This window comes from Streptomyces sp. MA5143a (assembly GCF_900290235.1).
Taxonomy (GTDB): domain Bacteria; phylum Actinomycetota; class Actinomycetes; order Streptomycetales; family Streptomycetaceae; genus Streptomyces.
The window spans coordinates 127,563-150,962 of record NZ_OLMK01000011.1 but is presented as its reverse complement, the minus strand read 5'-3'; the positions used below and the strand labels follow the sequence as shown (position 1 = coordinate 150,962).

Below are 23,400 nucleotides of genomic sequence, written 5' to 3'. Positions count from 1 at the left end.
ATCAGCCGTTGTTGCGCCGCACGGCGGCCGCCCTGCGGGCCTCCGCCAGCTTGCGGGCCTCGCCGGCCTTGCGGGACGTGCCGCCGGTACCGCGCGATGTGCCGCCGGTACCGCGGGAGGTGCCCTTGGCCGCGCCCTTGGACGTGCCGAGGCCCCGGAAGGGAGCGTTGGTGTTCTTGGGGCGGGAGGCGGCGGGCCCGCCGTCCAGCGGGGTCCCCGAGGGAGCCTTCGCGCCGGTGATCCGGCTCAGCTCCGCCTCCCCCGAGCGCACCTTGGTGACGGTCGCCTCGATGCCCGCCCCGGCCATCATCCGGCTCACCTCACGGCGCTGGCCCGACAGGACGAGCGTGACCACCCTGCCGGACTCGCCGGCGCGGGCGGTACGGCCCGCCCGGTGCACATAGTCCTTGGGGTCGGTGGGCGGATCGACGTTGACCACGAGATCGAGGTCGTCGACGTGCAGGCCCCGCGCCGCGACATTGGTCGCCACCAGAACGGTGATCCGGCCGTCCTTGAACTGCGCCAGCGTCCCGGTGCGCTGGGGCTGCGACTTGCCGCTGTGCAGGGCCCCGGCGCGCACCCCGCTCGCCCGCAGATGCCGGGTGAGCTGGTCGACGGCGTGCTTGGTGTCGAGGAACAGCAGGACGCGGCCGTCACGGGCGGCGATCTCCGTGGTGACGGCGTAGCGGTCGGGGCCGTGGACGACCAGGACGTGGTGATCCATCGTCGTGACCGCGCCCGCGGCCGGGTCGACCGAGTGGACGACGGGGTCGCGAAGGTAGCCGCGGACCAACTGGTCGACGTCGCCGTCCAGCGTGGCCGAGAACAGCATGCGCTGGCCCTCGGGGTGCACCTGGTCCAGGGCGTCGACGACCTGCGGCAGGAACCCCAGGTCGCACATCTGGTCGGCCTCGTCCAGCACCGTGATCCTCACCCGCCCCAGACGGCAGGCCTTGCGCTCGATCAGGTCGTGCAGGCGTCCGGGGGTGGCGACGACCACCTCCGCGCCCTGACGCAGCACGGCGATCTGCCGGCCGATCGACAGGCCGCCGACGACCGTGGCCATCCGCAGCCGCAGCGCCTCGGCGTACGGGGCCAGCGCCTCGGTGACCTGCTCGGCCAGCTCCCGGGTCGGCACGAGGACCAGCGCGTGCGGCTGCTTCGGTTCGGCGCGCCGCCCGGCCGTACGGGTCAGCAGCGGCAGACCGAAGGCGAGCGTCTTGCCCGAGCCGGTGCGCCCGCGCCCCAGGACGTCGCGCCCTCGCAGCGCGTCGGGCAGGGTGGCGGCCTGGATGGGGAAGGGTTCACGTACGCCGAGTCGGGTCAGGGTCCGCAGCACCTCCGCCGGCAGTCCCGCACCGGCGAAGGAGACGGCCGGGGAGGCCGGCTCCGGGGTCGCCGTGGCCGTGGGCCGGTCGGAACCGCCGTGAGCCACCGTGCCGGAGTCATCGGGATGCTTCATGAACTGCCTTCCGCAGAGGACGTATGGGGAAGGCCCGGCAGGATCGAACGGCCCACGCACCAGTGCCGGCCGAACACGCGGAACCACCTACCGCGACGACCACGCAAACGCATGACGCTAGCACACGGCACCGGCGGTCCCTCGGCCGCCGACGCACGCACCTCGTCGCTCCGTCCTCCCACGCGAGGGTGCCTGACGTGGGAGAACCCCGTCAGGCACCCGTTGGTCGGCTTCCCGGATCAGGCCGGTCAGCGTTGCAGGGTGAGGACGCCCGGCCGGTACGGCCAGCGGTTGTAGGGGAGGTTGCCCGAGTTGGGGGCCTTGCCCTGGTAGAGGAACTGCAGGTTGCAGGGGTCGACGGTCATGGTCTGGTCGGGGTTGTTGCGGACCAGGTCACCGTGGCTGATGTCGTTGGTCCAGGTGGCGCCGCTGTTGGCCTTGCCCGCGAAGGGGCGGCTCTCGCTGGCGGCCTGCGGGGTCCACGAACCGTTCAGGCTGGAGGCCGTGAACGAGCGGAAGTAGCGCCCGTTCGCCCCCATGGCCTCCACGATCATGAGGTACTGGTTCTGGTCCTGGAGCTTGTAGACCTGCGGCGCCTCGAACAGCCTCTCCTTCGTGTCACTCATGATCGTCGTGTACGACGACCCGAAGTTGCCCGGGAAGTTCCCGATCGGCATGCTCGCCCGGTAGATCTTGCCGTTGTCACCGGCGAAGAACAGGTACATGTTCTGGCCGTCGGCGATCAGGGTCTGGTCGATCGGTCCGGTGTCGGAACCGGAGATGCTTCCGGTGAACAGCGGCTGCGGCGCGGACCAGCCGTTGGGGTTGGTCGGGTCGCTCGACGTGCGGTAGATGAAGGGCCACGCACCCCACTGGTACGCCAGGACCCAGACCCTCTTGGGCGCGAAGTAGAACAGCGTGGGCGCCACCGTGGACTGGTTCATGCTGTTCTGGCGGGCCGAGCCCATGTCCGACCAGTTCGTGAACGGGGTGAACATCATCGAGCCCCAGTTCGAGCCGAAGTTCGTCCCGTAGACCAGGTGCTTGCCGTTGTACGTCACGTTGGTGAAGTCCTTCAGCGAGGCCCACCCGTTCGAGGGCTGCGCCAGCGGCCCCGTCGACGTCCACCGGTACGTCGACGGGAGGGCGCAGGCGGCACTGGTGGCGGCCTGAGCCGGGTTGGCGACGAGCGACGCCGCCGAGATCAGGGCCGCGGTCGCGGCGGCCAGCACCACAGACAGACGCTTACGGCTGAACGTTCCTTTGCGCATGACGACCTCTCGATTCTGGAGTGAACGGTTCCCGGCCGGCCCGGTCGGAGGGGCGGCCGGACTGTCGATGCGGTGCGGCTGACGGCGGTCCGTGAGCACGGGGGCGACCGGGATCCCCGTGTCTCCGCGCGACTCACCCCGGCAGGGTGACGAGGGCATGACATACGCATGAGCGACGTACTCCTTGCGGCTCGAACTGTTTCGGCGTGCGCGGCCCGGAGGTGTCCCGCCGCCCGAGCGGAACCCCCGGCGACCTGTACGTGATTTCGAACAAGAGGCGGAGTGTCGACCAATTCGGATCATAGGGAGCCGTTGAACGGCGTCAATACCTCTCGCAAGATTCGATACCGACTCCGAAATCTTTCGACGAGGAAGGAGCGGTTCGTACGCCTGCGAGGTCACCCGAGGTTGCGAATCAGCCAGAGCAAAGCCTCGACCCGTCCACAGGAAGTCCGGAAAGGCGCGTTCGAAGGGCCCTCCGAAGGCGTAAGTCAAGGTGGAACGTGCCATGCGGGGTACCCCGGACGCCCCGCGCGCCGACGCCGAGAGGTGAGGGTTTCGAATGAGGCGAAGCAAACAGATCGTGGCGGCGGCATCGGCGCGCGAAGCCTCGGCGCCCCGTGGTGTTCTCCCGCGCCGGTGGCACGTGTCCACACGGCTGGCCGTGATCCTGCTCGTCCCGGTGCTCACCAATCTGGTGCTGGGCGGCATGCAGGTGCGGTCGTCGGTGGAGACCTGGCGGTCGGCCAGGATCGCGGAGCACGTGGCGCGGATCGTCGCCGCCGGCAGCGCCTACCACTCGGCGCTTCTCGACGAGCGGGACCTGTCCGTGGCACCCCTGCTCCAGGGCAGACGGGACAGCCCCCTGGTGCGGGAGGTACGGACGGTCACCGACCTGCGCGCGGCCGACTTCCGGCGGGAGGTCGACGCGCTGCCCGCCGGGCACGGCCTGGAGCAGCGGATCAGCCAGGTCGAACGGGTCTGGCCCCAACTGGGAGCGTTACGCGCGCAGGCTTTCACCACGGGCACGGACCCGGTGGCCACCGAGGAGGGCTACGCCGTCCTGGGCCGGCTGATCATCGGCCTGGCCAACGAGTTGGGGTCCGGCATGGAGCACTCCGCGGCGTACGGCCGCATGGTGTACTCCCTCGCCCTGGCGAAGGAGGCCGCGTCCCTCCAGCGGTCGGTCGGCGTGCACCTCATGGTCCGGCCCGGCGACACCGGGCCGCTTCGTGAACAGCAGCTCAACGCGTTCCTGGCGTACCGCCGTCTGGAGACCATCGCGGCCCGGACGTACGGGGCGACCGGGACGGACGTCGCCGTCACCCGACTCACCTCCGGCACGGCGCAGCGACAGACGACGTGGCCGACGGGGCACCGTACGGAGCGGGAGACGGAGCGGCCCGCGGAGCCCGGACGGCTGGTGTCCGGCGGGGAGCACCGCACGACGGTCGGGGGCCCCAGCCGGGCGGCCTTACCGGGCCTGGAACGGATGACGGAACGGATCGCGGCCGGGGAGGGGCCCGCCGTCCTCGCCGCGCAGGGCATCACCCCGGCCACCTGGATGGCCGCCTCGACCCGGAAGTTCGAGGCGTACGGGAGGGCCGAGAAGCAGCTGATCGACGCCGCGGTGGACGAGGCCGCCCGGACCGCGTCCGATGCCCGGCGTGCCGCGGTCGTCAAGGGTGTCGTCGTCGTGGTGGCCCTGCTCGCCGCGTTCCTCGTCACCGCGCTCATGGCCCGCCGGATGAGCCGCTCGATGCGCCGGCTGCGCAACGCCGCCCTCACCATCGCGGAGCAGCGGCTGCCCGTGCTGGACGACCGGCTCTCGCGCACCGACCCCGGTCGGGTGGACACGTGGGTGGCGCCGATCCCGATCACCACCACGGACGAGATCGGCGAGGTCGCCCGCGCGTTCGACCAGGTCCACCGTGAGGCCGTCCGGCTCGCCGCCGAGCAGGCCCTGCTGCGGGGCAACATCAACGCGATCTTCACCAACCTCTCGCGCCGCAACCAGTCGCTGATCGAGGGCCAGCTGGCCCTCATCACCGACCTGGAGCACAACGAGGCCGATCCCGACCAGTTGGAGAACCTCTTCAAGCTGGACCACCTGGCCACCCGTATGCGCCGCAACGGCGAGAACCTCCTGGTCCTCGCCGGCGAGGAACCCGGCCGCCGCTGGGACCAGCCCGTCCCGCTGGTCGACGTGCTGCGGGCCGCCTCCTCCGAGGTGGAGCAGTACGAGCGCATCGAGCTGTCCGGTGTCCCCGAGGCCGAGATCCACGGCCGCGCCGTCACCGACCTCGTGCGCCTGCTCGCGGAACTCCTCGAGAACGCCACCACGTTCTCCTCGCCCCGGACCAAGGTCCGCGTCACCGCGACCCGTCTGCCCGACGGCCGCTTGATGATCGAGATCCACGACCAGGGCATCAGCCTCACCGCCGAGGACTTCGCCGACGTGAACCACAGGCTGTCCGAGCCGCCGACCGTGGACACCGCGATCTCCCAGCGCATGGGCCTGTTCGTGGTCGGCCGCCTCTCCGACCGCCACGGCATCCGCGTCCAGCTCCGCCCCTCCGGCGAGCAGGCGGGCACGACCTCCCTGGTCATGCTCCCGAGCGACCTCACCGACGGGGAAGGCCCGCCCGAGCCCCCGGACGCCCTCACGCGCGCCCCTGCCGGCCCGGCCGCCCCTGAACCGCCCTTCCCCGGCGAGGACTTCACCTCCCCGTACACCGGCTGGCAGAGCTGAGCCGGCGCCACGGACGCCGAGGCAGGCTTTCGACGGCCTTACGAACGCCCAAGCCCTGCTGTCGACACCCACGCTGACCCGAAAGCCCGGTTCTCCACGGCCTCGCGGACACCGTCGGACTCCGAGCCCGGGGAAACCGGAGTGCCGAAGCCTTATGCGGCACGCCCTCGCCTTCGCCGGCGAGCAGGCGCTCTTCATGGTCCGGTGGTTGCGTTGAGCGTCGCGTTCAGGCAGTCGGCGGTCTCGGTGTGGCGGGGGTGGGACCGTCGGGGCGGATCGTGATGCCGTACACGGTTCTCGTGGGGGTGGAGGAGAACGTCAAGGTGTGGGCGGGCAGGAGGTGTTCGAGGACGACGGTGGACTCGCGGAGGGCGAACTGGAGGCCGAGGCAGGCTCGGGGGCCGACGCCGAAGGGGTAGTAGGCGCCGGGGTGGGTGGGGCGGCCGTCCGGGGTGGTGAAGCGGCGGGGATCGAACTCCTCCGGATCGGGCCAGAGTTCGGGGTCCCGGTGGGTGAGGTACGGGCAGACCAGGAGGTCGGTGCCCGCGTCGACGGTGTGGCCGGCGAGGGTGTCGGCCTCGGCGGCGTGGCGGGGCAGGATCCACGCGGACGGGTAGAGCCGGAGCGTCTCGTGCACCAGGGCCTGGAGGGCCTGGCGACGCTGGGGGGAGCCGTCGCCGCCGGCGGCGAGCGCCTGTTCACGGGCACCGGGGTACCGGTCGAGGAGCAGGTACAGCCAGGTCAGGGTCGTGGCGGTGGTCTCGTGCCCGGCGGCGAGCAGGGTGACCAGCTCGTCGCGGATCAACTGGTCGGTGTATTCCGGGCGTTCGCGGGCCACGTCGAGCAGGACGTGCAGCACGCCGGGACCGTCGGGACCGGCCTCCCCCCTCCGGGCGGCCTCGATGGCGTGCCGGGCGACCGCGTCGATCCGGGCCAGATCGGCGGCGACGGCGTCCCGCGCGGCGGTGGTATCGGCGGGCAGCGTGGGAAGGGCGGCCCCGACGCCGGCGACAGCGGCCAGTTCCCGCTCGGTCTCGTCGTCGAGGGGATGTCCGGTGAGCGTGCGCCAGATGGCGTCCAGGGCGTAGCGGCGCATCTCACGCCCGACGTCCAGGGTCCGGCCGTCACGGGCGTACGCGTTCCAGCGTGCGGCGGTGGTTTGCGCGGCGGAAGTGATCCGGTGTTCGTGTCGGCGCATGCCGGTACCGGTGAACTGCGACTGCAACAGGCGGCGTTGGGCCTTCCAGGCCGCGCCGGTGGCGGCGAGGACACCGTCGCCGACCAGCAGACGGGCACGGTGGGAGCGCTTGACGTACCGTTCGGGGCGCAGGGCGAGGACGTGCTGGACCGCCTGCGGGTCGGTGACGAGGACGGTGGGCGACGGTCCGAGACGGAAGGCCGCGACACCGCCGCGCCGCGCGCGCACCTCCGTCAACAGCTCGACGAGCTCGCCTCCCCCGGACCGCCACCGCTCGACGACCTCGGGCTCGACTTCGGGAACGGGCCGGGCGTCCGCTCCGGGGGCGGACGGCGGCGGGCCCGAACCGGCTGCGGTATCCATGTCTCCTCCCCTGGCCGACCGCCGGGCACGGCCGCCACACGGCACAGCACGGACTGTACGGGAGCGGCGACTTCTCGTGGCCGTTCTGCCGGTGACGATCAGCCAGGTCGTCTGCGGCCGATCGCGGGACCACCGTCAGGCGGCCCGGAGCCTTTCCACACGGTCCTCCGCGGCCCGCACCGCCGCGGCGACCTCCTCGGCCCCTCGTACCTGGTCCTGCACGGCGCCGACCAGTCCGTGCAGGCTCAGTGCCGCGGGCACGTCGGTCAGCGCCGAGACGGCGAGGTGCGCCCGCTCGACGTCCTCGGTGGCGGCACTCGCCGTGGCCGTGAACCGTGCGACCACGTCGGCCAGTCGCGTCAACCGGGACTCCAGGGATTTCAGCCTGCGGCCCTGCGTGCTGCGAGCCGCGGCCCTCTGGACATGGAGGAGAAGCTCGTCGAGCGTCTCGAAGTCCTCCACCCGGAGGGCCCGGCGGAGCGCCATCAGCCGCCGCACTTCGAGATCCACCCGTCCCAGCGTGCGCGCCGTCTCCGTGAGGTCGGCCCGCCGGTGGTCACGTCGGCGGAACCAGGCGTGCAGAAGCCATCCGATGAGGGCGAGCACCACCGCCACAACCCCGCCGATGAGCGCGGCGGTCAGGGCGTCCCCGTCCGCCGCGGCATCCGCGGCGAGGGCGCGTGACACGGGAATCGAGAGCAACGTCGGCAAGGTACTTCCTCCGAAACGAAAGAGTGTGGGCGTTCTCCTCAACGAGCTTGGACCTGCGGGAACCCGGCGTTGCCGAACTCCGATCCGTCCCGAACTCCGGGCGAGAAGAGCAGGTCAGGCCCTACGCTTCCGAACTACGCGCCGAACCGAACCGAAGGGAGGAGGAGTTGACCGATCCCTTGTCCGGCCCTGTCGCCGTCTTCTGGCGGGAACTTCGCCGCCTGGTCGACCACTGCGGTGTGCCCCGGACCGAGGTCGCCGCGGCGCTCGGCCGGACCGAATCCACCGTCTCGGAGATGCTCAACGGGCGGCAGAAGCGGGAGCCTCAGTGGGAGGTGGTGCGGACGATCGTCGCCCTGTGCGCCCCACAGATGCCCCAGGGGCAATCGGCGCTCCTGGGCGTCCATGCGGACGAGCAGTTGTGGAAGACGCGTCACGCCGAGTTGCAACGGACGATGGAGACGATCCGCGAGCACCGCAAACGGACCACCACGACGCCTCCGCTGCCTCCCACCCCGACCCTCCACGCGAGTGCCTGTCTGGGCATGGGCATCGAGCAGGCGGTGGACCTCCTCCTGGTCGGCCGGTCGGTCGACCCGTCCACCGCCGTGCGCAAGCTACTGCTTCCCCCTGAGCGACGGCAGGGTGGCTACGAGAGACCGGCCGTTTTGGACACCTTGCTGGAGCGGCTTCCTGCGCGGGTGCGAGCAGCACGCGGGGTCGGACGCCTCGCTCTCATCCAGGCCGCTCGCGTGGTGCTGGTGACAGCGTCGGTCATGAGGTTCGCGGACCGCGACGAGGCCCCCCGCCTGGTGCGGAACCTGGCGGACGCCACTCACCTCGCTCACCGGTCGCCGCTGGCCTCCCTCCAGGACGCCGCCACGCCACAGCGCTCTCCTGAGTTCCTCGACGCGTACCGCGAGCTGGCCTCCCCCCTTGCCGCGGCCTGCCCGGAGTTCGCCCTGGTCGCCGGTGTGCGCCCGGGGGGCGCGGACCTGCCTACGGACGACCGGGACAAAGTCGCTCTGGCCGGGCTGGGAAAGACGCTGGCGGAGTTCGCGGGCCTGGAGGACGTCTCGTCGGCCGGTTCCATGGACCTGCATGAGCCCATCGCCCGACTCGGCGGGTCGGCCGAGGACACGTCGGGGCCACGGGTGCCGAACCTCGCGGACGGTTATGTGAACCCGCGGTTCCGGCTTGCCGATCCGGCGGACGGATCGCGCGACAGCATCGCCTCGGACAAGTGGTGGGCGGGGCAGCCCTCGCAGGACGGCATCGAGCGCTACCTCGCGTCCTTTCTCCTCGGTCTCCCCGCCCTCATGGCGCCGTTGGTCGTCCTGGGCGACCCGGGGGCGGGCAAGTCGCTGCTCACCAAGCTGCTGGCGGCGAGGCTCCCGGCCAGCGAGTTCCGTACCGTACCGGTCGAACTGCGGTTCACTCCGGCTGAGGGCGACCTCCAGGAACAACTGGAGTACGCGCTGCGCCAGTTGGTACGCCGACCCGTGAGCTGGGCCGAGTGGTACGGCGACGGCGCGCCCGACGTGATCCCCGTTGTCCTGCTGGACGGTTTCGACGAACTGCTCCAGGCCGGAGCGCAGAAACTCGAACCCACCCGGTTGTGGGGCTATCTCAGGGACATCAGGACCTTCCAGAAGCGGGAAGCGGGCCTCGGCCGCCCCTTGGTCGTGATCGTTACCAGTCGCACCGTCGTGGCGGACCGCGCCGAGATCCCACCCGACAGCCACGTACTCCACATCGCCCCGTTCGAAGAGACGGAGACCAGGCGCTGGCTGCGCATCTGGAACACCGAGAACGCGGGGTACTTCGAGCGGAACGGGCTCCAGCCCCTCAGCCCCGAAACCGTCCTGCCCGCCCACAGGGACCTCGCGGCCCAGCCCCTCCTGCTGCTCATGCTGGCCCTGTACGACGCGGCGGACAACGCCCTGCCCCGGCTGCGCGGCAATGGCATCAGCCGGACGGAACTGTACGACCGTCTGCTCACGGAGTTCGCCCGACGCCAGGTGGACAAGGACGGGCCCCTTCCACCGGCGGAGGAGGCCGCTGCCGCCGAGCGGGAGCTCGACCGGCTGTCGATCGTGGCCGCCGGCATGTTCCACCGGGGCAGCCAGTCGATCAGCGGCGAGGACGCGAACCACGCTCTCGACGCCCTCGAAACCCCCGCACCCGGCGACGGCGGACGTGTCCCGGGTTTGCTCTTCGGGCGGTTCTTCTTCGTCCACGAGGCCCAGGCCGTCGTCGCCGACGAGCGCCTGCGCTGCTACGAGTTCATGCACGCGACCTTCGGCGAGCATCTGACCGCACGCCTCATCGACAAGGCACTGCGACGCCTGGAGGCCGACACCGTCCCGGACGACGGCGAACTGTACGACCTCCTGTCCTTCGTCCCTCTGACCGATCGCGCACAGGTCGTGTCCAACCTGGGCGACATGCTCGCCACCTGGCCGGACGCGACCCGCCACCGGCTCCCCGCGCTGCTGGGCGGTCACTTCCGTGCCGCCGCGTGGGATCCGGAACGCTCGGTCTCCGGCTACGCCCCGGTGCCCATGACCAGGACGCACCGCAATGCCGTGTACGAGGCGAACCTCATCCTGATCGCCGCGTGGAGCGGTGACGACCAGTCCGTCCACGGGTCACACTTCCTGCACGCCCAGGACCTGATGAACAGCTGGCGACGGCATGTGCTGATGTGGCAGTCCCAGCTGCCCGAGGAGTCCTGGCAGCAGTTCTCGGCCTCCCTGGGCGTGGAGCACTGTGTACGTCCCGCCACGCCGACGTCCCCGGCGCGGCCGGATCTGCTGATCGGCACCCGCCCCCCATCGGTCCAGGACCACCACCTCGGCCTGCGCGCCGAAACGGAACCGGACCAGCGGCCACCGTCGGCCCCCACACAGACGCCTGTGCAGGGCCGCACCACGGAAAGTCTGGTCGCGAGCGTCAGATTCGCCGGTGACCCCGACGCGGACCTGCTGCTGCACGCGGCGTATCCGCTGTTGCGCCAGGTACCGGGAGCCATGAAGTCGTACTACTACGACAGCGAGAACCGCTTGCGGTCGACGGCCCAGGCATTCATAGCCCTGATCGCCCGGGACACCGAGTCCCGGCCCCGACTGCATGACTCCTACGACAGATGTCTGCGGGGCATCGCGGCACTCGTGGTCAAAGAGGACGCCTCCCGTTGCATGGACATCGTGGTCCGCCAGCTGGTGCACGACGTTCCCGATCTCTCCGACGCGGAACTCACCGACATCATGGACAGGCTGAAGAGCGGCCTGGCACGTGTGCAGCCCATCCGTCGAACCACGGAGGTCGCGCTGTTCGAATGCCTGCACCGTGCCGTGGGTCGGCAGAGCACCGAACTGGTCGACGCACTCACCGCCCTGCATGAGACGCTCACCCGCAAGCACGAGGTCCGTTCCCTGCTGCTCCTGGCACAGGCGGGACTCTCCAGCAGCGCATGGGAGTGGTTCGCGATGCCTGACGCGCGCACGGCGGAAGCGCTGCTCGACGACATCGTCACCGACCTCAACCTGGCCCGGACAGCCAGCCACCACCCCGCCTACCTCATCAGCCTGCTCCGCATCGCTGCGGATCTGGGCCTTACCGGCTGGCTGGCCGCGCACGCCGCCCGCATCCTGGACGCCCTGCCGCCGACGGCTCTCCGGCTGCTGCGGCCCACCGACCTGCCTCATCTACGGGCGGCACTGCCGCCCGGCAGCCACTCCGCCGAGTTCGAAGAGATCGAACGCGTCTGGCGTGGATGAGGACACGATTCAGAGCGGCGTACGGTCCCGCCCCCGGTCGCCCGCCTCGCCATCGCCCGCGGCCGCACTATCGTGGAAGGCATGGAGAACCCGTACGTGCTCCAGCGGTGCCCCGCACTCTTCGTGGCGGCGGCCGGAGGGCGCGCGTGAAGACGCGGGACGGCGGAGTCCGGTCGGCGGGCGAGCTCGCCGACCCGAACGACGACGGGCTCCCACCGGACCGCACCCAGGCGATTCTCGAGGCGGCCAAGGAGGTCGCTTCGCTGCTCAAGGCGGGCGGGCACCCCTTCGCCTTGGCGGGCGGCGTCGCCGTGTACGCCCACGGCGGCCCGGGCACCCTCCAGCACGACGTCGACTTCTGTGTCCTGCCCGAGGACATCGACGCCGTCACCGTGACCCTGGAGTCGGCGGGCCTCGCGGTGGTCCAGCCTCCCGAGGACTGGCTGCTGAAGACCCGCAGTCACGGGCAGGAGGTCGATCTGATCTTCCGGCCGGCCCGGGTGCCGGTGAGCCGGGAGCTGCTGGACCGGGCGGAGGTGCTGTCGGTCCAGTCCGTGTGGATGCCGGTGCTGTCGGCGACGGACCTGCTCATGGGGCGGCTGATGTCGTTCTCGGAGCACTACTGCGACTTCGGTTCCGCGCTGCCGATCGCCCGGACCCTGCGGGAGAAGATCGACTGGGCCAGGGTCCGGCGGGAGTGCGGTGCCGTACCGATGCCCGCGGCCTTCCTGTATCTGCTGGAGCGCCTCCATGTGATCGAGCCGGAGGAGACCGGCCATGGCGACACCATCTGACGACGGCACGCGCGCCGAAGCCGGCCCGGACGCCACCGGCGAACCGGACGCCCCCACCGGCCCCGCGCCGTCCGAGCGGTCCGCCCGGTCCGGGCAGGCCGCGCACACCGCGCACCCCACCTCGAACACCGAGTACCGCATCGCCCACCTGGGCGAACGGCTCGCCGGTGGTGATCTCGCCGAGCTGGGAATGCGGATCGAGTCGCGGGGCGACTCGGTGCACATCACCGGCACCGCGTCCACCGCCCACGACCGTGAGGCGATCCTGCGTCTGGCGGCGGAGGAGCTGCCGGGCATCGCCGTCCGGGCCGACATCGCGCTGGCCGACGTGTCCGCGCCGGACCATCCGGAGGATCTGTCGTGATCCGGGTAGCCGCCGTCGGGGACATCCACCTGGGGCCGGACAGCCGTGGTCTGCTCCGGCCCGCGTTCGAGACGCTGCACCAGCAGGCCGATCTGCTGCTGCTGGCCGGGGACCTCACCCGGCACGGCACTCCCGAGGAGGCGCGGGTCGTCGCCGACGAGGTGGCGGGGCTGCCGGTGCCCGTGATCGCCGTCCTCGGCAACCACGACCACCACGCCGAGCGGCCCGACGACGTCACGGACGTCCTCCGTTCGGCGGGCGTGACGGTGCTGGAGGGCGAGGGGACCGTCGTCGAGGTCGACGGGGTCCGGGTGGGCGTCGCCGGGACGAAGGGGTTCGGCGGTGGCTTCGCCGGGCGCAGCGGCAGCGAGTTCGGCGAACCCGAGATGAAGGCCTTCGTCCGGCACACCCGGGGACTCGCGGACGGGCTGCGCGGGGCCCTCGACGGCCTGGCGGCGGACGGCTGCGCGGTGCGTGTCGCGCTCACCCACTTCTCGCCCGTGCCGGACACGCTGGTCGGTGAGCCGCTGGAGATCTACCCGTTCCTGGGCAGCTATCTGCTGGCGGAGGCGGTGGACGAGTCGGGCGCCGACCTCGCCGTCCACGGCCACGCCCATCTGGGCACCGAGCACGGCATCACCAGCGGCGGGGTACGGGTGCGCAATGTCGCCCAGCCGGTCATCCGGCGCGCCTTCGCCGTGTACGGGCTGCCGGTGGACGGCTCTTCCGCCACGGCGACCAGCGCGGCGTAGCGCCGGGTTGCCCCAGCCGGGGGAAGGCGGGCGGGTGCCCGTCGCGCGGCGCCCCTGCCGGACGGCGGGGCGGGGTTACCTTCCCTCGACACGTCCCTGGACGGTCGAACGGGAGGCGGCAATGCCCTGGCGGCGGCGGTGGTGGCGGCTGCGCACGGTGGTGGTGACGGGGGCCGCTCTGGGGCCCCTCGTGCTGACCACCGGCTGCGGATCGGTGGACGAGCGGCGTACGGCCGCCCTGGACGCGGCCCTCGACTTCGAACGCGCCATGGGCGCGCGTGACGGCGGGGCCGTGTGCGGGGTGCTGGCGCCCGCCGTACGCGAGGAGGTCGAGCAGTCCGCCGGTACGGCGTGCGAGGAGGGCGTCCTGGAGGAGGACGTACCGTCCGTCGAGGGGGCCGGGGAGCGGGGCGCGGGCGTCGACGTGTACGGGCGGCAGGCCCGTGTGGAGTTCCCCGGGGACACCCTGTTCCTGTCCCGGTTCTCCGGTGGCTGGAAGGTCGTCGCCGCCGGTTGCACACCGCGTCCGCAGCGGCCCTACCAGTGCCTTCTGAAGGGCGGGTGACGGTCCGGTGCGCACCATGTTCGTGCTGTGCCTGCTGGTGATCGCCACCGGTCTGGCCTACTGCGTCACGCTGGGGGTGCTGCACCGGTGAGCGGATCCGTGCGGCGGTTCCTGCGCGACAACGGGCTGGGACTGACCTTTCTGACGCTGTTCGCCCTCGCCGTGATCGGACAGGCGTTCGCCGGTCACGCCGACCTCGACAACCAGCTCGCGGCGGAGGACCTCCAGGAGATCTCCCTCGGCGAGTACGTGACGTCCTCGGACTTCGCCGTCGACCTCATGGAGAACTGGCAGTCCGAGTACCTTCAGTTCTTCCTGTTCCTCTTCCTCACCGTCTGGCTGGTCCAGCGCGGTTCCCCGGAGTCCAAGAGCCTGGACAAGATCGGTGTGGAGTCCGACGAGGAGCAGCGGGTCGGGCCGCACGCCGGGCCCGAGTCACCGCGGTGGGCCGCGGCCGGGGGTGTGCGCCTCAGGCTGTACGCCAGTTCGCTGGGGTACGTCATGGGGGCGATCTTCGTGCTGTCCTGGCTCGCCCAGTCGATCGCGGGCGTGGCCGCGTACAACGAGGAGCAGCTGCGTCAGCTCCAGGCGCCGCTGACGTGGGGTCAGTACGTCCTCGCGGCCGACTTCTGGAACCGTACGCTGCAGAACTGGCAGTCGGAGTTCCTCGCCATCGCCTCCATGGCGATCCTCTCGATCTATCTGCGTCAGCGCGGTTCCCCGGAGTCGAAGCCGGTCGGTTCCGCCCACACCTCGACCGGGGTGGAGGGCTGACCCCGGACCGGTCGGGATACCGGCCCGGGGTCCACGGAGCCCTCAGGCGACCGTCACAGGCGGCTTGTCCTTCGTGAACTGCGTGCGGTACAGCTGCGCGTACCGGCCGCCCGCCGCGAGGAGTTCGTCGTGGGTGCCGCGTTCCACGATCCGGCCGGCCTCGACGACGAGGATCTGGTCGGCGGCCCGTACGGTCGACAGGCGGTGGGCGATGACAACGGCGGTGCGGCCCTCCAGTGCTTCCGTGAGGGCCTCCTGGACGGCGGCCTCGGAGGTGTTGTCGAGGTGGGCGGTGGCCTCGTCGAGGATGACGACGCGCTGGCGGGCCAGCAGCAGCCGGGCGATGGTCATGCGCTGGCGTTCACCGCCGGAGAGCCGGTAGCCGCGTTCGCCGACCACGGTGTCGAGGCCGTCGGGCAGGGACCGTACGAGGTCGTCGAGGCGGGAGCGGCGCAGGACCTCCCACAGGTCGTCGTCGGTGGCTCCGGGGCGGGCAAGCAGCAGGTTGGCGCGGACGGTGTCGTGGAAGAGGTGCCCGTCCTGGGTGACCATGCCGACGGTGCCGCGCAGCGACTCGGCGCTCAGGTCCCGTACGTCGACGCCGCCGATGCGGACGGTGCCGGCGTCGGTGTCGTACAGGCGGGGCAGGAGCTGGGCGACGGTCGACTTGCCGGCGCCGGAGGAGCCGACGAGGGCGATCGTGCGGCCGGGTTCGGCGCGGAAGGAGATCCCATGCAGGACCTCGCTGCCGCCCCGGGTGTCGAGGGCGGCCACCTCCTCCAGGGAGGCGAGGGAGACCTTGTCGGCGGACGGGTAGCCGAAGCGGACGTCGTCGAACTCCACGGAGACCGGACCCTCGGGCACCTCGCGGGCGTCCGGTTTCTCGTCGATCAGCGGTTTCAGGTCGAGCACCTCGAAGACCCGCTCGAAGCTGACGAGGGCACTCATGATCTCGACGCGGGCGCCGGCGAGGGCGGTCAGCGGGGCGTAGAGGCGGGTCAGCAGGAGGGCCAGGGAGACGATCGCGCCCGCTTCGAGGGTGCCGCGCAGCGCGAACCAGCCGCCGAGGCCGTAGACCAGGGCGAGCGCCAGGGCGGAGACGAGGGTGAGGGCGGTGATGAACACCGACTGCGCCATCGCCGTGCGCACGCCGATGTCCCGCACCCTGCGGGCCCGTTCGGCGAACTCGGCGGACTCGTCGGCCGGACGTCCGAAGAGTTTGACGAGGGTGGCGCCGGGCGCCGAGAAACGTTCGGTCATCCGGGTGCCCATGGCCGCGTTGAGGTCGGCCGCCTCCCGCTGGAGCCGGGCCATCCGGGTGCCCGTCCGGCGGGCGGGGATCACGAACACGGGCAGCAGGACCAGCGACAGCAGGGTGATCTGCCAGGACAGGGTGAGCATCACGGTGAGGGTGAGGACCAGGGTGACCAGGTTGCCGACCACTCCGGACAGGGTGTTGCTGAAGGCCCGTTGGGCGCCGATGACGTCGTTGTTGAGACGACTGACGAGCGCTCCCGTACGAGTACGTGTGAAGAACGCGACCGGCATGCGCTGCACATGATCGAAGACGGCGGTCCGCAGATCGAGGATGAGTCCCTCGCCGAGCTTTGCCGACAGCCATCGGCCCAGCAGCCCGAGGGCCGCCTCGGCGACCGCGATGAGGGCGATGAGCACGGCAAGGCGGACGACGAGCGCCTCGTCCCCGTCCGACACGATCACGTCTACGACGTTCCCCGCGAGCACCGGCGTCGCGACGGCGAGAAGGGCGGTCACCACACTCACCGCGACGAACCACGCGATACGGCGACGATGTGGACGGGCGAAGACCCCGACGCGCCGTAGCGTCGTCCGGGCGAAGGGGCGGCTCGGCCGCCGGGCGTTCGACATGCCCTGCAGCTGGCTCCAGGCGGTCATCTCCATACTCATGGGAAGGACGCTAGGACCTCAACCAATCTTGAGGTCAACTGTTTTTCCAGGAGCATCCCGCACGCGGTGAAGTCCCGCGCCGGTCACCGCCCGTCCGCGCGTCCGCAACCCGCCGTTGGGACGTGGCGGAGAACCTCTCCCGGTGTGACAGCGATACGGCTCCCCGAGGGGCTCCCCAGGCGTGTCCCGGTCCGCCGGATCCTCCCGGTCCGCCGGTTCCTGTGCCTGCTCCCCCTTGCCCTGGTCCTCGTCCTCGCCGTGCGCCATCGTTCCGTCCTCGTCGAGGGGTTCGGACAGTTGGCGACCGCGCGGTGGCCCTGGCTGGCGGTGGCGGTCTGCGCAACCTGCCTGACCTGGGTGGCGGCGGCCGTGACCCGGCAGGGTGCCCTCGTCGAGCGGCTGCCCGCCCGGCGGTTGCTGGCCACCCAGTTCGCGGCCGGCGCGGCGAACCATCTGCTGCCCAGCGGTCTCGGGGCGAGTGCGGTGAACCTGCGGTTCATGACGGTGTGCGGAGTGCCGCCGACCCGTTCGTCGGCGGCGCTCGCCCTGTACCTGCTGGCCGAGTCCGTCGCCCGACTGGGTCTGCTGCTGGCCCTGCTGCTGGCGTTCCCCGGTGCGCTGCGCCTCGGCCCGCTCCTCCCGGACGGGTCGACCGCTCCCCTGCTGGCCGCCGTGGCCGGGGTGGTCTGCGCGGCCGCGCTCGCGCTCCTGCTCGTACGACGGCTGCGCACGGCCGTGTCCGGTTTCGTGCGCACCGCACTCAGCGAGGCCCGCTCGGTGCACTCACGGCCGGTCCGGGTGCTCGCCCTGTGGGGCGGTTCGCTGGCCTTCCCCGCGCTCCAGGCGGCCGGACTGGCCGCCGTCGGGCTGGCGTTGGGCATACGGATACCCGCGATCCACATGGCGGTCGCGTATCTCGCGGCCACCGTCGCGGTCGCCCTGGTCCCGACACCGGGCGGCCTCGGGTCCGTGGACGCGGCGCTCGTGGTCGCCCTGATCGCGGCGGGCGCCCCGGCCACCGTGGCCACCGCGGTGGTACTGGCGTACCGGGTCATCACGCTCTGGCTGCCGCTGCTGCCGGGGGCGTTGACACTGGGGGCGCTGGTGCGGCTGAAGGTGCTCTGAGCGGGCGCGGGCGCGCGGCCGCCACCGACGGGGTCGACGCGGACCGGGTCGGACACCCGGACCGGGTCACCCCCGAGACCGGCGACAAGGAGCGCGGTGGTGACAAGTGGCGCGGTAGCGGTGTGGCGCGGTGGCGGTGCGGCGCGGTGGCGGTGCGGCGCGGTGGCGCGTATCGGACATTCCGCCGCGTTCGACGGGTCGTCAATGGCCGATCCACGCAGGTCCGGTGCCGATCAGCGGCACGAGTGCGGCAGGATGAGCGGTCGCGCCCGACGTCGCACACGCGTCCGGGCAAGCGTGATCGTGCATTCCGGATTCGAGCAGGTGGCAAGGTGACGACACATCACATACGGTCCGCGGGACATGACATACTGCCCGTCGACCGCTCCCCCCGCCCCTCGGGAGGCGACCGATGACCCGGACCCTCACCGTCGACGACTGCCTCGTGGCCGGAATCATCCTGGTCGCGGGCCTGGCTGCCGCGTTCCTGCTGCGCCTGCTGCTGCGCTGGCTCGGCGGACACGCGACGAAGACCCGCTGGAGCGGTGACGACGTCATCGTCGACGCGCTGCGCTCCCTCGTCCCCTGGGGCGCGTTCGTCGGCGGCGCGGCGGCCGCGGCGGCGGCGCTCCCGCTCACGCGGACGGTCCACCACAATGTGAACCAGTCGCTGACCGTGCTGCTGATCCTGGTCGCCACGATCACCGCGGCCCGGGTGATCGCCGGTCTGGTCCGTACGGTGACCCAGTCGCGGGCCGGGGTCGCCGGCTCGGTGACCATCTTCGTGAACATCACCCGGGTCGCGGTCCTCGCGCTCGGCTGCCTGGTGATCCTTCAGACCCTGGGCATCCCGGTCGCGCCGCTGGTCACCGCCCTCGGTGTCGGCGGTCTCGCGGTGGCGCTGGCCCTTCAGGACACGCTCGCCAACCTCTTCGCGGGCATCCACATCCTCGCGTCGAAGACGGTCCAGCCGGGCGACTACATCCGGCTGAGCAGCGGCGAGGAGGGCTATGTCGTCGACATCAACTGGCGGCAGACGACGATCAAGTCGCTCTCCAACAACCTGGTGATCATCCCGAACGGGCAGCTCGCCGGCACGAACATGACCAACTTCAACCAGCCCGAGCAGGACATGACCCTGCTTGTGCAGGTGGGCGTCGCCTACGACAGCGACCTGGAGCATGTGGAGCGGGTCACCAACGAGGTCATCGCCGAGACCATGAAGGACGTCGAGGGCGCCAAGCCGGATCATGAGCCGGCCGTGCGCTTCCACACGTTCGGTGACTCGCGGATCGGTATGACCGTGATCCTCGGGGTCGGGGAGTTCAGCGACCAGTACCGGATCAAGCACGAGTTCATCAAGCGCCTGCACCGGCGCTACCGGGCCGAGGGCATCCACATCCCGGCACCCCGCCGGACGGTCACGCTCCAGCCGGGTGCGGGTGCGAGTACGGGGCTCGAGATCCCGCACCAGCGCGAGGCGTCGATCGACTCCGTCGAGGCACGGTAGGGACTGCCGCGGGGGTGCGTACGTGCGGGTGAGTGGGGGTTTCTCGCGCACTTCCTCGCTTTTCAGGGGCGCGGGGAACTGCGCGAACAACCACAACGAACCCGCACCCGCCGACGAAGGCGCACCCCCGAGTCACTGGGCGCCCGGCCCCATGCGCCACCCCGCCCCCGCACGAGATATCTTGATGTCGAGCAATGTTGCAGACGTGGAGCGGAGCACCCGGTGACTGACTCGACCATCATCTACACACACACTGACGAGGCCCCGGCCCTGGCGACGTATTCGTTCCTGCCGGTGATCAAGGCGTACGCCTCGCAGGCCGGTGTCTCCGTCGAGACCCGTGACATCTCGCTGGCCGGGCGCATCATCGCCGTCTTCCCGGAGTACCTCCAGGAGGGGCAGCGCATCCCGGACGCCCTCTCCGAGCTGGGCGAGCTGGCCAAGACCCCCGCGGCGAACATCATCAAGCTGCCGAACATCTCGGCGTCGATCCCGCAGCTGAAGGCCGCCGTCGCCGAGCTGCAGAGCCAGGGCTACGCGCTTCCGGACTACCCGGACGACCCGAAGACCGACGAGGAGCGCGAGATCCGCGCCCGGTACGACAAGATCAAGGGTTCCGCCGTGAACCCGGTCCTGCGTGAGGGCAACTCCGACCGCCGCGCCCCCGCCTCCGTCAAGAACTACGCCAAGACCCACCCGCACCGCATGGGCGCCTGGACCTCCGAGTCCAAGACCAACGTGGCGACGATGGGCGAGAACGACTTCCGCTCCACCGAGAAGTCCGTGGTGATCGCCGAGGACGGCGCGCTGAGGATCGAGCTGGTCGGCGACGACGGCACCACCACCGTGCTGCGCGAGTCCGTACCGGTCCTCGCGGGCGAGGTCGTCGACGCCTCCGTGATGCGTGTCGCCGCGCTGCGCGAGTTCCTCACCGCCCAGGTCGCCCAGGCCAAGGCGGAGGGCGTGCTGTTCTCCGTGCACCTGAAGGCCACGATGATGAAGGTCTCCGACCCGATCGTCTTCGGTCACGTGGTGCGTGCCTTCTTCCCGAAGACGTTCGCGCGGTACGGTGCGGCGCTGGCCGCCGCCGGTCTGTCCCCGAACGACGGTCTGGGCGGCATCTACAAGGGTCTGGAGGCCCTGCCGGAGGGCGCCGAGATCAAGGCCTCCTTCGACGCCGAGCTCGCCGAGGGCCCGGAGCTGGCGATGGTCGACTCCGACAAGGGCATCACCAACCTGCACGTGCCGTCCGACGTCATCGTCGACGCCTCGATGCCGGCCATGATCCGCACCTCCGGCCACATGTGGGGCCCGGACGGTCAGGAGGCCGACACCCTCGCGGTGCTCCCGGACTCCTCGTACGCCGGTGTCTACCAGGCCGTGATCGACGACTGCCGCGCCCACGGCGCGTACGACCCGTCGACGATGGGCTCGGTCCCGAACGTCGGTCTGATGGCGCAGAAGGCCGAGGAGTACGGCTCCCACGACAAGACCTTCGAGATCGCGACCACGGGCACGGTCCGTCTGGTCGACGGCAACGGCGTCGCCGTCATCGAGCAGACCGTCTCCGCCGGTGACATCTTCCGCGCCTGCCAGACCAAGGACGCCCCGATCAAGGACTGGGTGAAGCTGGCCGTCACCCGCGCCCGCGCCACCGGTGACCCGGCGGTGTTCTGGCTGGACGAGACCCGCGCCCACGACGCCAACCTGATCGCCAAGGTCAACACCTACCTGGCGGACCACGACACCGAGGGCCTGGACATCCGGATCCTCGCCCCGGTCGAGGCGACCAAGCTGTCGGTGGAGCGCATCCGGCGCGGCGAGAACACCATCTCCGTCACCGGCAACGTCCTGCGTGACTACCTCACCGACCTGTTCCCGATCCTGGAGCTGGGCACCAGCGCCAAGATGCTGTCGGTCGTCCCGCTGATGGCGGGCGGCGGCCTGTTCGAGACGGGCGCCGGCGGCTCCGCCCCGAAGCACGTCCAGCAGCTGGTCAAGGAGAACTACCTCCGCTGGGACTCCCTCGGCGAGTTCTTCGCCCTGGTCCCGTCGCTGGAGCAGTACGCCGAGGCCACCGGCAACACCCGCGCCAAGGTGCTCGCCGACACCCTGGACCGCGCGACGGCGACCTTCCTCAACGAGGACAAGTCCCCCTCGCGTCGTCTCGGCGGCATCGACAACCGCGGCAGCCACTTCTTCCTGTCCCTGTACTGGGCGCAGGAGCTGGCCGCGCAGACCGACGACGCCGACCTGGCGAAGGCGTTCGCCCCGCTCGCCGAGACGCTCTCCGCGAACGAGCAGCAGATCGTCGACGAACTGATCGCCGTCCAGGGCAAGGAGGCCGAGATCGGCGGCTACTACCAGCCCGACCCGGCCAAGGCCGCCGCGGTCATGCGCCCGTCGGCCACGTGGAACGAGGCGCTGGCGAACTTCGCCTGACGCTCCGTTCGGTCCGGCCGACCTGACGGCACCCCGGCTCGCCCGGGGTCCCCAGGTCAGCCACCCCCGTAAGGCCACACACCGCCGCCCCGGCCGGGTTCCTTCCCGGCCGGGGCGGCGTGCGCAAGGTGACGACGGGCCTCGGCAGGGAGTCTTCAGGTTGGAGCGCGCGCGAAGTCAAGCGTGCGCGAAGCGGAGCGAAGCGGAGCGAAGCGCGCGGGCGGGCCGGGCCGGAAGGGGGCGGGCCGGAAGGGGGCGGGCCGGAAGGGGGCAGGCCGGAAGGGGGCGGGCGGGTAAGCGGGGCAACTCCGCTGGGGCCGGGGCCGCTGAGGGCGAGGCCGACCAGGACTTGTCCGGCCGGTCCTGTCGGCCGACAGCGGGCACGCCTTAGTCACCGCCCGAGCGGTTCAGCCGGTGGACGGCGCGGGCGGCGTCGCGGGCCTCCCGCTCGGCCTCGGTCAGCGCCGCGGTGGCCGTCCGCCGCCTCTCCTCGGCCTGTCGCTGCTCCTGTTCGGCACGGTCGAGGTCCTCTTCGGCGTGGCCCGCGTGCTCCTCGGCACGACCGACCTGCTCCTGGTCGCGACCGACCTGCTCCTCGGCGCGGCCGAGCTGTTCCTGGGCGCGTTCGAGGGCTTCCCGCGCCTTGCGGAGCCGCTGCTCGGCGGCGGACACCTGGCGCCTCGCCCAGTCACGGTGGTCACGGGTCCGCCGCGACGTCGCGTCGGCGTCCTCCGCCTCCGCGCGCCGGTCGCCGAGCCGCCGCTCGGCTGCCGCGGCCTCCTCCTGGGCCTGAGCGAGCCGCTGCTCCCGCTCCGCCTGCCGCTCCCGCTCCGACCGCAGTTGCCGTTCGCGGCGGCGTTCGGTGAGTTCGTCCTTCTTGCCGCGGCCGTGCGTCGATGCCGCCGGCGACTCGACGGAGGCGGACCGCTTCCCCTCCGCGGGGGCCGGTCGCTTCTCCGCCCCACGGGTGGGCCGCTTCGCCGTCGTGGGCGCGGACCGCTTCGCCGTCGTAGGGGCCGCGGCGGCCGGTTCGGTGCCGGAGGAGAAGGTCGACGGCGGGGCAAGGGCTGTTTCCAGCCGACCTCCGGACCAGCGCCGGGCGGCGTCCGCGTCGGCCAGCACGGCGCGCAGCGTGGACTCGACCTCCTGCACCACCGAGCCGGACAGCGGCTGCCCGGCCGCCCGGGCGAGCCCCGCGGCCTCCCGGGAGAGGGCGGCGACGACCCGGCGCCGCTGGTCGGACAGCTCCTTGAGACCGCTGGGCTCCAGCGTGCGGTACGCCTCGCGCAGCGACTCCCCCAGCTCGAGGAACTGCCGGCTCTCCTCCGGCCGGGAGCGCAGCAGCAGATTGGCCGCCCACGCCGCCAAGGTGGGGCGACGCGCGCCCCGGATGGCCCGCGCGTCGTCGCCGCGACCGGACGTCCTGGCGGCGGCCGCCCATACCTCCCGGCGGCCGACGAAGTCCGACGGCGGGGTCACGTACAGCTCGTCGAGCACCGTCTCGACGTCGGGGCCGTCCGGCCGGTCGGGCCCGACGGACCCTTCGGCCTCCCGGCGCCTCACCCGCTTGCCTGGCATGATCCCCAGCCTGCACCGGACCGTGCGACCT

The 23,400-nt window shown here is 71.5% G+C and carries 14 protein-coding genes and 2 pseudogenes; 10 read left to right on the top strand and 6 right to left on the bottom strand.

What is annotated here, in order from left to right; translation table 11 throughout:
• Position 1: 1 nt before the first annotated feature.
• On the bottom strand, positions 2-1,462 hold the full coding sequence (locus SMA5143A_RS06080; protein ID WP_107461881.1) for a DEAD/DEAH box helicase: 1,461 nt from the start codon (positions 1,460-1,462) through the stop codon (positions 2-4).
• A 248-nt stretch (positions 1,463-1,710) separates the two neighbouring features.
• Positions 1,711-2,625, bottom strand: a pseudogene (locus tag SMA5143A_RS06075) (non-reducing end alpha-L-arabinofuranosidase family hydrolase); the annotation flags it as partial.
• Between the two features lie 670 nt (positions 2,626-3,295).
• Between SMA5143A_RS06075 and SMA5143A_RS06070 the strand changes: the two are divergent.
• Positions 3,296-5,461: pseudogene (locus SMA5143A_RS06070) on the top strand (sensor histidine kinase); the annotation flags it as partial.
• Between the two features lie 250 nt (positions 5,462-5,711).
• Here the strand turns inward: SMA5143A_RS06070 and SMA5143A_RS06065 are convergent.
• Both SMA5143A_RS06065 and SMA5143A_RS06060 read right to left on the bottom strand, forming a co-directional pair.
• On the bottom strand, positions 5,712-7,046 hold the full coding sequence (locus SMA5143A_RS06065) for a cytochrome P450 (protein WP_107461880.1): 1,335 nt from the start codon (positions 7,044-7,046) through the stop codon (positions 5,712-5,714).
• Between the two features lie 135 nt (positions 7,047-7,181).
• Complete coding sequence (locus SMA5143A_RS06060) at positions 7,182-7,757, bottom strand: hypothetical protein (RefSeq protein ID WP_181361754.1); 576 nt, start codon at positions 7,755-7,757, stop codon at positions 7,182-7,184.
• Positions 7,758-7,924: 167 nt separating this feature from the next.
• Here SMA5143A_RS06060 and SMA5143A_RS06055 point away from each other — a divergent pair, with 167 nt between their 5' ends.
• From SMA5143A_RS06055 to SMA5143A_RS06030, 6 genes are all read left to right on the top strand, one after another.
• A complete protein-coding gene (locus SMA5143A_RS06055) occupies positions 7,925-11,539 on the top strand; it encodes an XRE family transcriptional regulator (protein WP_181361753.1) in 3,615 nt (1,204 codons plus the stop codon).
• Between the two features lie 146 nt (positions 11,540-11,685).
• Positions 11,686-12,333, top strand: coding sequence for a nucleotidyltransferase family protein (locus SMA5143A_RS06050; protein WP_107461877.1), 648 nt, complete (start codon positions 11,686-11,688; stop codon positions 12,331-12,333).
• A complete protein-coding gene (locus SMA5143A_RS43745) occupies positions 12,317-12,697 on the top strand; it encodes a BON domain-containing protein (protein WP_258193432.1) in 381 nt (126 codons plus the stop codon). Before SMA5143A_RS06050 ends, SMA5143A_RS43745 begins: the two co-directional genes overlap by 17 nt.
• Positions 12,694-13,449, top strand: coding sequence for a metallophosphoesterase family protein (locus SMA5143A_RS06040; RefSeq protein ID WP_107461876.1), 756 nt, complete (start codon positions 12,694-12,696; stop codon positions 13,447-13,449). Before SMA5143A_RS43745 ends, SMA5143A_RS06040 begins: the two co-directional genes overlap by 4 nt.
• 121 nt (positions 13,450-13,570) lie before the next feature.
• Positions 13,571-14,014: a hypothetical protein gene (locus SMA5143A_RS06035; RefSeq protein ID WP_258193431.1), complete on the top strand. Its 444-nt coding sequence runs from the start codon at positions 13,571-13,573 to the stop codon at positions 14,012-14,014.
• Positions 14,015-14,101: 87 nt separating this feature from the next.
• Positions 14,102-14,788, top strand: coding sequence for a DUF6766 family protein (locus SMA5143A_RS06030; protein WP_107461875.1), 687 nt, complete (start codon positions 14,102-14,104; stop codon positions 14,786-14,788).
• Between the two features lie 42 nt (positions 14,789-14,830).
• Here SMA5143A_RS06030 and SMA5143A_RS06025 read toward each other — a convergent pair whose 3' ends face one another.
• Positions 14,831-16,708, bottom strand: coding sequence for an ABC transporter ATP-binding protein (locus SMA5143A_RS06025; protein ID WP_107461874.1), 1,878 nt, complete (start codon positions 16,706-16,708; stop codon positions 14,831-14,833).
• Positions 16,709-16,858: 150 nt separating this feature from the next.
• Here SMA5143A_RS06025 and SMA5143A_RS06020 point away from each other — a divergent pair, with 150 nt between their 5' ends.
• The 3 genes from SMA5143A_RS06020 (at position 16,859) to SMA5143A_RS06010 (ending at position 21,791) form a co-directional block, all read left to right on the top strand.
• Positions 16,859-17,839 (top strand): lysylphosphatidylglycerol synthase transmembrane domain-containing protein, encoded by a 981-nt coding sequence (locus SMA5143A_RS06020; protein ID WP_107461873.1) that lies wholly within the window; start codon positions 16,859-16,861, stop codon positions 17,837-17,839.
• 412 nt (positions 17,840-18,251) lie between these two features.
• Positions 18,252-19,349: a mechanosensitive ion channel family protein gene (locus tag SMA5143A_RS06015; protein ID WP_107461872.1), complete on the top strand. Its 1,098-nt coding sequence runs from the start codon at positions 18,252-18,254 to the stop codon at positions 19,347-19,349.
• Positions 19,350-19,571: 222 nt separating this feature from the next.
• Complete coding sequence (locus tag SMA5143A_RS06010) at positions 19,572-21,791, top strand: NADP-dependent isocitrate dehydrogenase (protein ID WP_107461871.1); 2,220 nt, start codon at positions 19,572-19,574, stop codon at positions 21,789-21,791.
• A gap of 387 nt (positions 21,792-22,178) precedes the next feature.
• Here the strand turns inward: SMA5143A_RS06010 and SMA5143A_RS06005 are convergent, their stop codons facing one another.
• Positions 22,179-23,369 (bottom strand): hypothetical protein, encoded by a 1,191-nt coding sequence (locus tag SMA5143A_RS06005; RefSeq protein ID WP_258193430.1) that lies wholly within the window; start codon positions 23,367-23,369, stop codon positions 22,179-22,181.
• Positions 23,370-23,400 lie beyond the last annotated feature (31 nt).